The organism is Virgibacillus sp. W0181 (genome assembly GCF_051846915.1).
GTDB lineage: Bacteria > Bacillota > Bacilli > Bacillales > Amphibacillaceae > JBPYCR01.
In genome coordinates, this window is the sequence record NZ_JBPYCR010000004.1 from 47,068 (window position 1) to 60,928 (window position 13,861).

Below are 13,861 nucleotides of genomic sequence, written 5' to 3' on the forward strand. Positions count from 1 at the left end.
TCATGGGAGGGGGAGATATAGTTGCTTAAAACTAAGTCACATACCAGTTTAGAAGAAGTAATGAAGCTAATTGAAGCTAATAATATTGAATTTATTCGTGTAGAGTTCTTAGACTACTCTGGTATTACGAGAGGAAGAACGATTCGGAAAGACAATGTTGCCGAAGCGATGGATAAAGGCGTAAACTTCAGTACAGCTATTATGAGTTTTGATGTTTTTGATGAGTATATTCCAAATCCGATGTATGGGGCAGAAGACGGAGATTTTTTTGCATTGCCTGATCCAAATACATTTGCGATTTTACCACACCGAAAAAATACAGCTCGCATGTTGTGTGATCTGGTGGATATTAATGGAGACCCATGGGAAGGGTGTCCTCGAAGTATGTTAAAAAAAGTGCTCCATAAATTGGAATCTATTCTGGACGGAAAGTTGTATATGGCCTATGAACAAGAAGCGTATTTGCTAATGGAAAAGGATGGGAAAAAGGTTCCAGCTGATAACAGTCATTGTTTCTCGACAGTTGGTGTCGATATTCAAGAAGATTTTGTACATGACTTTGTTTACTTCATGGATCAAATGGGAGTTAAAACAGAGCAAATTTCTAGTGAGTATGGTCCAGGTCAATTAGAAGTGAATTTAAAGTATACCGATGCTTTAAAGGCCACAGATGATCAAGTAACCTTTATGCACTTGTTCAAACAAATTGCTCATAATCACGGAATGATAGGAACCTTAATGCCAAAACCATTTGAACATTTAGCAGGAAGCGGCTTACATGCTCATATTAGCCTGTACAACGATGATGGGGAAAATTTATTTAAGGATCTAGCCGATCAAAAAGGATTGGATATGTCTCAGGAAGCTTATTATTTTATTGGTGGTTTGTTGAAGCACGGACGATCTCTTGTTGCTGTTGGAGCACCAAGCTTTAACTCATATAAACGGATGCAACCAGGTTCGTGGGCGCCTGCACACGTTTGTTACGGGGCTGGCAATCGTTCTGTCTTAGTAAGGATTCCAGAAAAAAGACGGGAAAGGAGATTTGAATTTCGTGGAGCAGACGGAACATGCAACCCCTATTTATTAAGTACTTGTCTCTTGGCTGCTGGTTTGGATGGAATCCAGAATAAAATTGACCCAGGGGAACCAATTGATGAAGATGTTAGCCAGATGAATGCATATGAATTAAAGGAAAAAGGAATCTCGTGGGTTCCAAGAACATTGGAAGAGGCGCTTCAAAGCTTGGCTGAAGATACTATTCTGGCCGACACGATTGGACGGGACATCTGGGAGGAGTTTATTAAGGTAAAAAAGACAGAGTGGAACAAATTTTGCCAGATAGTAACTAACCGTGAGTTAGATGTTTATTCAGATATGTTTTAAAGAGTAATAGTGTAATCCTGTTTTTGGAAGAGGTCAAATTATATCGTTTTAAGGAGGTGGTTTATCTGTAGGATCTAATACAGAATAATAATTTTATTGAAGGTGAGTAGGAATGAGGATTCATGCATTAATTAACTATTCGGTAGCAGATTTAGGCACGATCGGTGATTGGGCAAAAGAAAAAGGATATTCCATTCGGACAACTCATGTTTCTACAGAAAGGAAGTTTTCTGAAATAGATTCGTTTGACATGTTGATCATCCTTGGTGGAATTATGGGGGCTTATGAAGAAAGCCAATACCCATGGTTAATAGAAGAAAAAGAATTTATCCTTAGGGCTATTCGGTCAGAAAAAATGGTATTGGGAATTTGTCTAGGTGCTCAGATGATTGCAGACGTACTTGGCGGTAAAGCCTACCCGCATGAACATTACGAAATAGGGTGGTGGGAGGTTCGGTTTGATGAAAAAATAAATCGAATTCCACTATTTAAAAACCTGCCAAGGAAAGTAACGTTTTTTCAATACCACGGAGATACGTATGAGCTACCTGGGGATGCGGAATGGCTTGCTGGAAGTGATGGGTGTAAAAATCAAGCATTTCTATACGGTGATAGAGTAATAGGTCTGCAGTTCCATCCTGAATTTAGTGAAAAAAAGTTGCAAGAAATAGTCAAACTAAACGGCGATGAAATAAAGGAAGGAACCTACTCTCAATTACCAGACCAATTTCTAGGTCAAGAAGAATACGCGCTAAAGGCGAAACAGTTTTTATTCCAACTATTGGATAACATGGAAGAAACCTATAAACATATTTAACAGCTGACTTTGGTAGAGGTCTTATCTGAATGATTGCGCTGTTTATTTTTCACAAAAACTTGACACAAAATGACAAACGAATTGCCAATAAGGAATACTCAGCCGATACAAAAGTTGCAAAATAAATAGGAAATAATTTGACATCAAAGGAGTAAGTAAAAGGAGTAAGTAATATGCAGTTAGAACAACTAGGCCATCTATTTGCAAAAGAGACTTCAAAATTAGAACAGGAGTTTATTACAATCCGAAGACATTTACACAAATATCCCGAGCTTTCTTTTATGGAATTTGAAACGAGCAGTTACGTGGAAAAGCAACTAAATGATTGGGGCATATCTAATAAACGTGTTGGAGATACAGGAATTGTAGCATGGATTACAGGACAAAAAGAAGAGTTGCCATCTGATAATTATACAATTGGGCTCCGTGCTGATATGGATGCACTACCAATAAAGGAGGAGACGGGTCTCCCGTTCTCCTCTGTGCATGAAGGGATAATGCATGCGTGTGGGCATGATGGGCATACAACTATTTTATTGGGAGCCGCGCGAATATTGCATGAAAATCGAAAACACTTTAGCGGCAAGGTAGTGTGTGTGTTTCAGCCTGGTGAAGAAGATGATGGAGCGGCAAAGGAAATGATCCGCTTAGGCGTATTGAATGATCCAAAAATTGATGGAATGATTGCACTGCATTTATGGCCATATCTACCATTTGGTACAGTTGGTGTTAAAAGTGGAAGTATGACAGCGTCCTGTGACGATTTTACAATTGAATTTTTTGGGAAAAGTGGGCATAGTGCGAGGCCACATGAGGGAATTGATGCTATTTCCGTTTCGATGCAATTGATGCAGGTATTTCAACATATGGTCGTAAAAATGAATAATCCGCTTGATCCGGTCGTTGTGCATATCGGTAAAATCTCGGGTGGTACCGCCCGCAATGTTGTGGCGGATTATGCTGTACTTGAGGGGACGACTCGTTCTCTTACTATTGAAAATCGAGAAAAGGTTGCTACCGAAATCAAAAGGCTGTCAGAGGAAATTGCAGCGACATATAACACACAGGTTCGTGTAACGTATAAACACGGAAATGCTCCTGTAATTAATGATGAGCAATTGACAAAAGTTGTTGCTGAAGCTGTTCGGGAGCAATGGGGGAGTGGAGATGTAACAGAGTTAAAACAACCTTCATTGGGAGCGGATGACTTTGGGGAATTCGCATTGGAAGTTCCCAGTAGCTATTTTAGACTCGGTATAAAAAGTCCGGATAAGGAAACATACAGCCTACATCACCCTAAGTTTGATTTTGATGATCGTCTGGTTTCCAAAGGAGCTGCAATCTTTGCATATACAGCATTAAAAGCAATATACAAAATGGAGGATAAGTAAACGATGCTAACTAAAGAAGAAGTCATTGAGTTAATTAAAAAGAATAATATTAAGTTTCTTGATATAGGTTATATGGACTATGCATCTTTATCACGAATCAGGACAGTCCATGTGGACCAGTTGGAGAGTCTTTTTGAAAATGGATTGAATTTTTATGGCGGGATGATGAGTTTTAATGGCTTTGATGAGCCTATACCAAATCCAACATATGGGATTGAAGGGGGAGACTTTTTTGCGGTACCTGACCCTTCCACTTTTGCAATATTGCCACATCGGAAAGATACTGCACGAATGTACTGTGATCTAGTCAATGAAAATGGAGATGCTTGGTTTGGTTGTCCAAGGCAAACATTGAAAAAGGTATTAAAAGAAGCGGAAGAAGTTTTAGGCGGGAAAATGCATATGGCATTTGAACAAGAAGCTTATTTATTGCGCGAAGTGGATGGAAACCTTGTTACTGCCGATGATACACATTGCTTTTCTATAGAAGGTATACAATTGCAGGAGAAATTCCTTCACGAATTCGTTGATGCAATGGAGGCAGCGCGAATTGGTGTAGAAAAAATATCGAGTGAATATGGTCCAGGGCAGTATGAAATTAATTTGAAGCATAAACCTGCATTAAAAGCCGCTGATGAACAAGTGAATTTCATGCAATTGTTTAAACAGGTTGCTTTAAATAATGGACTAGTCGGTACATTGCTTCCAAAGCCATTTGATCATTTGTCTGGCAGCGGACTTCATGTGCATATTAGCATGAGTGATAACCAAGGAAGAAATTTGTTTGAAAACCTTGATGACCCTCTTGGATTAACAGAGCAGGCCTATTATTTTGTTGGTGGGTTAATGAAACATGCACGGTCACTTGTAGCGATTGGTGCACCAAGTGTAAATTCATATAAACGTCTTTATCCAGGATCCTTTGCACCATCTCATGTGAGTTATGGGATTGGGAACAGATCAGTATTAATTCGGGTTACAGAAAAAAGAAGAGGAAGTCGATTTGAATTTCGAGGTGCTGATGGAACATGCAATCCTTATATGCTGGCCACAGCGTTAATTGCTGCTGGGTTGGAAGGTGTAAAAAACAAGATCAAACCGAATGATCCTGTTGACTATGATGTTGGTATGATTAGTTTGGAAGAAACAAAAAAGAAAAATATTGAACTTGTCCCAAGCTCATTGGAGGAGGCGATGGATGAGCTTGAAAGTAATCAATTGATGGCCAAAGTATTAGGTCCTATTTGGAAAGAATTTATTAGTGTAAAACGGTCTGAAGCAGCTAAAGTGGCTAGACATGTAACGCACTGGGAAAGAAACACATTAACGCAACGCTTTTAAAAATCAATGGCGCGGGAGTTCGGATATTAAAATTAAAAAGATAAAAGATATTGAATTACGATCGATTTTATTTTAATGGAGGGAAAAGATATTTATGCAAAACGAAATGTGGTTACAAAAGGATAACGATTATGTTTCAAATGCTATGAAAATCAGATTTTATCCTGCTGCTGTTAAACGAGGGCAAGGATCGAAATTGTATGAATATAATGATAAAGAGTATCTGGATATTTCTGCTGGATGGGCTGTGGCCAATATAAGGTATGGCAATTCAAAAATGGCACAAGCACTAAAGGGTCAATACGAAACATTATCTTTTTCATCGAATATCTAGATAGTGCTGTAAGTTAATTAGGCGATGTTTTTAATCTGCGAAAGTTGAGATCCCAAGTTGGAGACGCTTTTTGCTTTCTTTGAGTGCGACTACGATTAGTAAAGTGCGTACGTTAACTGGACTTTCGAAGAGTTTATTCCAGATTTGACACAGTCGTATATTTATCATTGTAAAATACTCATTTTAGTAAATAGCATAGAAATTTTTCGAAAAAAAACTTTCGAAGAAAAAATTTTTTCGCATTAAGTTATTATAATGTTGTATAAATTATGAGAAAATACTTGAAAAAAGTTGGCATGTTTTTTGCATAGTAATAATTATGCAAACTTATTGCCTTGGAGGGATCGACTGGGTAATAGATTTAGAAAAGACTAACACCATTGATGTTCTTGTGACTTTAGAAAAAGCACAATATATAGTTGAACTTGTTTAATATAGAAATTTTGAGGATTTATATGGTAAGTTGTATGTAATTACAGAGTGATCAGCTATTATTGTTTTTTCACGAAATGTTTATAAAGAAATGAAAGGGAATACATTAGTTATTTGTAAGAATAAATAATATCTTATTCATAGCTGACGAAATTCAATCAGGGTTAGGACGAAGTGGGAAGCTTCTAGCATGTGATTGGGAAGATGTTAGTCTAGATATTATTATTTGGAAAAGCTTTAGGAAGTGGTTTTTTTCCTATTTCTTGTATCTTGGCTAATAAAGGAATTCTTAGCGTATTTGAGCCTGGATCACATGGATCAACTTTTGATGGTAGCCCATTAGCATGTGCTGTGTCAATTTTTGCACTCGATATATTGGAGAAAGATAAATTAGTATAAAATTCAAAAAACCTTGATGAGAATTTCAAATCCGAATTAAAGAAAATTAACAATTCTATTATAAAACAAGTACATGGAAAAGAATTATTTATCGAAATGGAACTTACGGATCCGGCCCGACCATATTGTGAATTATTAAAGGATAAGGGGTTACTATGTAAAGAAACACATGTTAATATGATTAGATTTACTCCACCTTTAATTATTACAAAACAAACCTTAGACTGGGCATTAAAACAAATTAGAATAGTGATGAAATAATACTATAGTCGTTTTCATCTAGTGATTGTAAAAATTTCAATAATGTTTAAAAGTATCTATATGCTATAAGAAAAGAGAGGAGATTATTTTGACAATACTTTTAAACATTAAAAAATAAATAGGAGTGAATTTAATTGCAAAAAAGTAAAAATTTACGTTGGGGAGTAATCGGTGGAGGAAATGGTGGTCAAGCAGTTTCTGGTTACTTAGGAACTAAATATTCATCAGTGCGATTATATGATATAAAACCTGAAACAATAAATACTATAAATAAACAAGGAGGAGTTCAACTATCGGGAATTGTTAATGAACTTGGAAAAGTGGAAGCTACTTCAAGAATCGAAGATGTCGTTACTAATTCAGATATAATTTTAGTAATATTACCTGCATATGCTCATAAACAAATAGCGAAACAATGTATCCCATTTTTAAGAGATGGACAAACGATTGTATTGTTACCAGGGTCAACAGGTGGAACACTAGACTTTTATAATGAATTTAAGAAATCATCAATGAATAAAGATGTTAAATTAGCTGAGACTCAATCATTAATTTATTCATGTGATTCCTCTAGATCTGGTCATGTACAAATTTTTGGTATAAAAGACAAGTTATTATTATCTGCATTACCATCTATGGATACAGATTATATAGTTAATATAATGAACGATGTTTATCCCCAAATTATACCAGCTGAAAATGTATTAGAAACTAGTTTATCCAATGGTAATGCAATAGTTCATCCCATACCTACGCTGTTAAATGTTTGTAGAATTGATGGCAAAGTACCATATCTTTTTTATATGGATGGAGTAACTCCAGCTATAGGCGAATTGACAGACAAAATTGATCAAGAAAGATTAAAAGTAGGTGAAAAATTAGGACTTTCCTTAGAATCAAATATAGAGATGTTAAAAACCTTTTATAAAATTGAAGGTAATAATTCGTATGAGTTAATTATGAATAATTATGCATATGAAGAAATTGATGGCCCGCAAGATATTAATCATAAATTCTTTTTAGAAGATATTCCTATGGGATTAGTTCCTATGGCTTCATTAGGAAAAAAAATAGGGGTTGAAACCCCCATTATGGATGCAGTTATTCAATTAACAAGTTCTCTTTTAGATAAAAACTTTATCAAAGAAGGAAGGACTTTAGAAAACTTGGGGTTAGGAAGCTTATCTATAGAAGAAATTTTAAACTTTGTTAATAAAGGTTAACATTATTTGTAAAAGATAATGAATTTAAAATATAAATCTTGGAGGTAGAAAATGATTAACAAAAATATATTAACCATAGTGTCTTCTATATTATTAATTATTTTCATTACAGGTTGTACTAATGATCAAAAAAGTAATGGAAATGGAAATGACACTTCAGTAGAGTCTATAGAATTAAAAATAGGTACAACTGAACCTTTAGAAGATCCAATAACTCAATCGATGGTGGAGTTTACAGAAAAGGTTGAAGAAAGAACAGACGGGCGTATTAAATTCAGTATATTCCCTTCTAGTGAATTAGGAGATTATGAATTAATGTATGAAGAAATGTCAAAAGGAACATTGGATGCTGGATTGCTTGCAATTCCACCAACTTTTGATCCTAGATCTCAAGTACTTATGATGCCATATTTAGTTGAAACTTATGATCAAGTTCCTGAAATGTTTGGAACAGATTCATATTTATATAAATTAACAGAAAAAATAGTTAATGATCAGAATATCCATCTGTTAGGATTACGGCCTATAGGATTTGGAGCAACAGGGTCAACAAAAGAAGTGAAAAATCCAGCAGATTTTGAAAGTGACAAGAATTTACTTATACGTATTCCTGATTCCAAAATCTTTGATTCACTAGGGACTAATATGGGGTTTAATACTACTTCTGTTCCTTGGGCGGATTTATACACTGCTATACAAACTGGTACAGTTGATGCAGCACTAGGTGGACAACCATCCACATATTATAATAGTTTTCGTGATGTAATAAAATATTACTATCAATTTAATTACAATTTTGAAGCAATGCCTTTATTAATCAGTAAAGAAATTTGGGAAGAAATTAGTGAAGAAGATAGAAATATTTTAGAAGAAGAAGGTTTAGCTTTCACAGATAACAGTATAAAAAACGCTAAAGAAATTGATGAAGAATATAGAGAGAAACTTAGAGATGAAGGTATAGAAGTAGTAGAATTTACTGATGAGGAGCTTCATGTTTTTGGAGAATATATAAGAAAAAAAGTATGGCCTCAAATTAAAGATGAGGTTGGAGAAGAAGTTATAGAAAACTTGCTAAAAGAAATTAATTAAAGATTTAGGGGCTTTTGTATGTTTTAAAATTAGCGAGCATGGTGTTATTTTAAAAATCTATGCTCGCATATATCTAGAATAAAATTGATATCATTAGTGCTGCATAAAAAAACTTTACATTTGTCAAGTGTTTTTTGAGAGAATATTAGTTTGCCAAAATTTCAAATATTGTTAATTTTATCTTTAAATCCATAAAAAAACCCCTTATAATTAGGATAGGGAGTTCTGTCCAAATCCAAAATTATAAGGAGAAACCTTATGGACAAGAATACCACAAATTCCACAATAAATGAACTATTAAAAGTACTTGATGAACAGAAATTTCTAAAGGTAATTAACGTCTCAAGCGTTGATAACTACATCAAAAAGCTGACTTCCTATAAATTTTTACAACTATTTATTATCGGGCAGTTGAATGAGATAGAAAGCTTGAGGGCTTTATCCAAACATCTCAAGGATAATGAAAATTTTCAAAAAACGATAGATATGGACATGATTAGTACAGCGCAGCTTTCACGCAAACAGTGCGATCTCTCACCAGCGTTATTTGAAAAAGTTTTTAGGCATCTTGTTTTGAGGTACAAGCAAAGATGAAAAACAAATCCATGATACGTGATATTGGAAAGTTGCTTGTCATTGATTCATCCACCATATCTATGAGTTTAAGTCAATATCCTTGGGTAACGTTCCATAAAACAAAAGCTGGTGTACGACTCCATTTGAGAGTCGTCGTAACGAAGGATGTAACCTTTCCGGATAAGGCCGTTATTCTCCCAGCTAAACATGCCAATCGAACACAAATGAATGAATTGATTGATATTGATTCAGATGCGATTCACTTGTTTTATCGTGGCTATAATGACTACAAACAATTTGATAAACTTTGCTTTAACGATATCCGGTTTATCACAAGAATAAAGAAAAATACCAAAGTTGAAGTTGTCTCGGAACAGCTCCAAACACAGAACATAATATCTTTCTTGACCAAGAGGTGTATCTAGGAAATACACAAAATGGAACATCCATTACGTATGATCAAGACGAAAGACAGCGAAGGCAATGTAGTCATTATTATTACCAACTGCTTTGATTTATCTGCCAAAGACATCGGAGATTTGTATCGTTATCGTTGGCGTATAATCCAAATGTTTGGATAAGGACAATAGAAACCTTTTATAAATGGATGAAGCAGCACCTAAAACTAAAAACATTTTATGGAAAAAGCAAAAACGCAGTGTATACACAAATTTGGATCGCACTAATTACATACTGCTTACAAGTGTTACTGCAGTTGAAGTTCAATCATTAAGGGCCATTATTAGAGTTGAAGCGAATACTTCAAAACCTTTTATTTGAACCTTTGAACGAATTTATACGGTCATTATTTAGAAAGCCGACACCGAACGTCAAATGGCCGTATTACATGCAACTGGGAGGACGAATTTCAACTCATTGTAAGCCAATTTAACGAAGGCGAGGTGGCACATCTTAACGACTTAACGTACGACCCAATATTTTTTTAATCAACAAATGGAAATAATTATTAATTGTGAATAAGAACTTTTACCGTTCATGTTCCCACTGTCTTTTTTTTACAATAGGTATAAATTAGTATTCGGAATATTCAATATACCTATTTTATGGTAAATATAATCAATTTGACAAAACGAAATAATTTTTATGCAACACTAATGAATTGATATATATTAAATAATATAGTTAAATAACTTCACCTGAGAGTTTGTCCCCCTCTTTATCTTTTAACAAGATCTTTAGGTTTACAATCATGTAATATAAGCAACTGAAAAGCAAATTAATATAATTAAAGTAGGAAATTAAGAAAGTTCGATGATACTATTCGATAGAAGGTGAAAGCTGTTGAATGTTTATAAAAAAATATGGAATACACATTTATTCATTGAAAAGATAATTTTAATCACCTCTAGTATATTTATTGTCGCTGGGTTAGGAGCAACGATAGTATTACGTTATTTCCTAGGTATAAATTTGTTTGGTTTAATGGAAATCATAGGTGTTATTTCTCCGTGGCTATATTTTATAGGTGCTTCTTACGCAGCTAATACAAAAACACATGTTAAAACTGATATTATAGGAATATATGTGAAGAACAAAAAAATTCAAGCATGGATACAATCAATCATAATTCTTATTACTATTGTTTTGAGTGCTATTATGACCTTTTGGGGGATGCAATTAGTAATATGGAGTTATACATCTAATGTTTTTACATCTGTTTGGCATATTTCCAAATCTATACCGTATGGTGCAATGGCTATTGGTTTTTTATTAATGACTATATATTATTTTAGAGACTTCCTTGCGCATATTGCGCATATGAAAAAGTCTTTATAATTACTTTAGAAAGTAGTGATTCCAAACTTATGATAATATCAATAGCAATTTTAATCTTGTTACTGATTTTCGGTGCTCCAGTACCTTTTGCTTTTTTTGGTGCTTCTATATATATGGTATTCACTTTAGGTTATGATCCAAGTTTTCTTATGCCATATGGATTTGGAAACATGAATACAACAGTTTTATTAGCAATACCTTTATTTATTATTGCAGGAGGAATGATTGATACTGGTGGTATGGGGGATCGTATAACCAATTTAGCAAATGCTCTCGTTGGCAAAATAAAAGGAGGTCTTAGCTTAGTTACAATTGTGTCCTGTGCTTTATTTGGTGCTATCTCAGGTAGCGGAGCTGCAACAATGACTACTATAGGTACAATTATGCTCCCTAGGATGGAAAAAGCAGGTTATCCCAAAGGTTTTTCAGCATCTTTATTAGCGAGTTCTTCTGTATTGGGTATGTTAATACCGCCAAGTGGCCTAATGATTATATTTGCATGGATTAGTAATCAATCTGTTTTGGCCGCTTTCCTCTCAACTATTATTCCTGGGCTTATTTTAATTATACTTTTAAGTATTACTAGCCTTTTTTACTTAAGAAAAGAAGATGATATAAAAGTTAACAAGGCCATAAGTTTAAAAGAACAAACTAAAAAGGTAAATAAAAGTTTTATCCGAGCGTTACCAGGGGTTATTTTAGGGGTTATTATTTTAGGTGGCATTTATGGTGGTATTATAACCGTAACAGAAGCTGCTGCGGCTTCTGTTATTTATTCACTTTTTATAGGATTATGGGTATATAAGGGATTGAATAAAAGGAATATTTTGAACGTTTTTATTAAAGCTGCTAATATGACTGGTGTGATTATGTTAATGCTTTTTGGATCCTCAATATTAACACGTATGTTTATTGAAGAAAAGCTACCTGATAAATTAATTAATCTTTTATTTATAATATCAGAAGAAAAAATAATTGTATTATTAATGATTAATTTAATCTTAATAATTGTAGGCATGTTAATGGATGACTCTAGCGGTGTTCTCTTATCTACTCCTATATTATTACCTGTAGCTATAAGTATAGGGGTAGACCCAATTCATTTTGCTGCAATTCTAGCAGTTAATTTAGGTCTAGGGGTAGTTACTCCCCCAGCAGCACCACTTTTATATCTAGCTGGTCAAATTGGAAACGCTAGATTCGACACAATGGTAACACCAACTCTAGTGATGATATTATTTGCTTGGTTACCAACATTATTGATTGTAACATATTTACCAGAACTGTCACTATTTTTACCAAGATTGATTTTAGGATACTAAAGTATAAATAATTGAAAGGAGAAAGATAATAATGAAATACTCTAATAGTAAAAAATTATATGAGAGTGCTAATAAATATACTCCAGGCGGTGTCCATACCGCAATGAGAGATGTGAATCCTCGATTGGTATTTTTAGAAGCAAAAAATGCATATATTTATGATGCAGATAAAAATAAATATATTGATTATCAAATGGCATTCGGACCAACAATTTTAGGACATAATTATAATTATGTTAATGAAAGAGTAATTGAAACAATAAACAGAACAGACTTATATGGGATAGGTACAACTGATTTAGAAATAGAATTATCAGAAAAAATATGTAAACATATTCCTTCATCAGAGAAAGTATTATTTTGTAATGCAGGATCCGAAGCAACATATCATTCAATCAGATTAGCCCGTGCAATAACAGAAAAAAGCAAAATAATCAAATTTCAAGGATCATATCATGGATGGCATGATTATGTTGCGAAAAATATGCAAAGTAGTTGGGAAAAAATAGGTGAGGACGACCCCGGATCAGCCGGAATGTTAAAGGAGTCTGTTGATAATACACTCATTTGTCAATATAACAACTTGGAAGATGTAAAGAAGACCTTTCAAGAAAACTATAATGAAATTGCAGCAATTATTGTAGAGCCAATTGCTCATAGTTCTGGTTGTATTATGCCACAATCAAACTTTCTAGAAGGATTAAGACAAATATGCACCGATAATAAATCATTACTAATTTTTGATGAAATTGTCACGGGTTTTCGACATGATCTAGGTGGATATCAAAAGATAGCAAATGTAATCCCTGATTTAACAACGATAGGAAAAGCAATGGCAAATGGTTATCCAATAGCTGCTATTGCAGGAAAAGAAAAATATATGAACAGATTTAACACTAAACCTGGTGGGGATGTATGGTTTGCCGGAACTTTTAATGGACATGCAGTTGGTACTGCTGCTTCTATAGCAACAATTGAAGTTATGGAGAAGGAGCCTGTTCATGAACACATTTTTGATTTAGGAAATAGAATGAGAAAAGGATTAGAAGAAATACATAATATTCTAGGTATTTCATCATTTGTAGCTGGATATGGTTCAATATTTTCTAATTATTTTATGGATTTTGAGCCTAAAAGCTATTCAGATCTTCAATATCATAACAAGGATGTTTATATTAAATATAGAGAGGAATTATTAAAAAAAGGTATATTCAAGCTACCACAGAATATGGTGCGTGACCATATTTGTTACAGCCACACAAAGAAAGATATCGATAGAACGTTAGAACTAACTGAATATGCTTTGAAAAAAGTGCTGACAGATAATTAAAGTTCTACTAATATAATAGGTTACAAGTATTCAATTAAATGTATAGAATTTTAAAAAAAGTCTTAAATAATCTGAAAGGATAGTGCCCCCTTCTATCCTTTTTTCTTTATCTATAGATTTAATCGTTTTCCTGATACCATGACAGAAAACATTAAAATTACCC

14 protein-coding genes and 1 pseudogene are annotated in these 13,861 nt (G+C 34.0%); all 15 read left to right on the forward strand.

Features of this window, described 5'->3' with window-relative positions:
* Positions 1–21: 21 nt before the first annotated feature.
* The 15 genes and pseudogenes from ACLIBG_RS03270 to ACLIBG_RS03340 all read left to right on the forward strand — a co-directional run bounded on the left by ACLIBG_RS03270 (position 22) and on the right by ACLIBG_RS03340 (position 13,698).
* A complete protein-coding gene (locus ACLIBG_RS03270) occupies positions 22–1,386 on the forward strand; it encodes a glutamine synthetase family protein (RefSeq protein WP_439311284.1) in 1,365 nt (454 codons plus the stop codon).
* 112 nt (positions 1,387–1,498) lie between these two features.
* On the forward strand, positions 1,499–2,203 hold the full coding sequence (locus ACLIBG_RS03275) for a type 1 glutamine amidotransferase (protein ID WP_439311285.1): 705 nt from the start codon (positions 1,499–1,501) through the stop codon (positions 2,201–2,203).
* Positions 2,204–2,376: 173 nt separating this feature from the next.
* Positions 2,377–3,594: a M20 metallopeptidase family protein gene (locus ACLIBG_RS03280; protein ID WP_439311286.1), complete on the forward strand. Its 1,218-nt coding sequence runs from the start codon at positions 2,377–2,379 to the stop codon at positions 3,592–3,594.
* A gap of 3 nt (positions 3,595–3,597) precedes the next feature.
* Complete coding sequence (locus tag ACLIBG_RS03285; RefSeq protein WP_439311287.1) at positions 3,598–4,935, forward strand: glutamine synthetase family protein; 1,338 nt, start codon at positions 3,598–3,600, stop codon at positions 4,933–4,935.
* A gap of 94 nt (positions 4,936–5,029) precedes the next feature.
* Positions 5,030–5,269, forward strand: coding sequence for an aminotransferase class III-fold pyridoxal phosphate-dependent enzyme (locus tag ACLIBG_RS03290; protein WP_439311288.1), 240 nt, complete (start codon positions 5,030–5,032; stop codon positions 5,267–5,269).
* A gap of 560 nt (positions 5,270–5,829) precedes the next feature.
* Positions 5,830–6,361, forward strand: a pseudogene (locus tag ACLIBG_RS03295) (aminotransferase class III-fold pyridoxal phosphate-dependent enzyme); the annotation flags it as partial.
* 134 nt (positions 6,362–6,495) lie between these two features.
* A complete protein-coding gene (locus ACLIBG_RS03300) occupies positions 6,496–7,584 on the forward strand; it encodes an NAD/NADP octopine/nopaline dehydrogenase family protein (RefSeq protein ID WP_439311289.1) in 1,089 nt (362 codons plus the stop codon).
* Between the two features lie 51 nt (positions 7,585–7,635).
* A complete protein-coding gene (gene dctP / locus ACLIBG_RS03305; RefSeq protein WP_439311290.1) occupies positions 7,636–8,673 on the forward strand; it encodes a TRAP transporter substrate-binding protein DctP in 1,038 nt (345 codons plus the stop codon).
* 258 nt (positions 8,674–8,931) lie between these two features.
* Complete coding sequence (locus ACLIBG_RS03310; protein WP_439311291.1) at positions 8,932–9,267, forward strand: DUF4372 domain-containing protein; 336 nt, start codon at positions 8,932–8,934, stop codon at positions 9,265–9,267.
* Positions 9,264–9,674 (forward strand): hypothetical protein, encoded by a 411-nt coding sequence (locus ACLIBG_RS03315; RefSeq protein ID WP_439311292.1) that lies wholly within the window; start codon positions 9,264–9,266, stop codon positions 9,672–9,674. Before ACLIBG_RS03310 ends, ACLIBG_RS03315 begins: the two co-directional genes overlap by 4 nt.
* 12 nt (positions 9,675–9,686) lie before the next feature.
* Positions 9,687–9,830 (forward strand): hypothetical protein, encoded by a 144-nt coding sequence (locus ACLIBG_RS03320; protein WP_439311293.1) that lies wholly within the window; start codon positions 9,687–9,689, stop codon positions 9,828–9,830.
* Positions 9,831–9,856: 26 nt separating this feature from the next.
* On the forward strand, positions 9,857–9,982 hold the full coding sequence (locus ACLIBG_RS03325; protein WP_439311294.1) for a hypothetical protein: 126 nt from the start codon (positions 9,857–9,859) through the stop codon (positions 9,980–9,982).
* 569 nt (positions 9,983–10,551) lie between these two features.
* Positions 10,552–11,046, forward strand: a complete 495-nt coding sequence (locus tag ACLIBG_RS03330) for a TRAP transporter small permease (RefSeq protein WP_439311295.1) — start codon at positions 10,552–10,554, stop codon at positions 11,044–11,046.
* 29 nt (positions 11,047–11,075) lie between these two features.
* The gene (locus ACLIBG_RS03335) at positions 11,076–12,368 is read left to right on the forward strand and encodes a TRAP transporter large permease (RefSeq protein WP_439311296.1); all 1,293 of its coding nucleotides are present in this window, start codon (positions 11,076–11,078) and stop codon (positions 12,366–12,368) included.
* A gap of 31 nt (positions 12,369–12,399) precedes the next feature.
* Entirely contained in the window at positions 12,400–13,698 is a 1,299-nt protein-coding gene (locus tag ACLIBG_RS03340; RefSeq protein WP_439311297.1) for an aspartate aminotransferase family protein, read from the forward strand.
* The last annotated feature ends 163 nt before the right edge of the window (positions 13,699–13,861 follow it).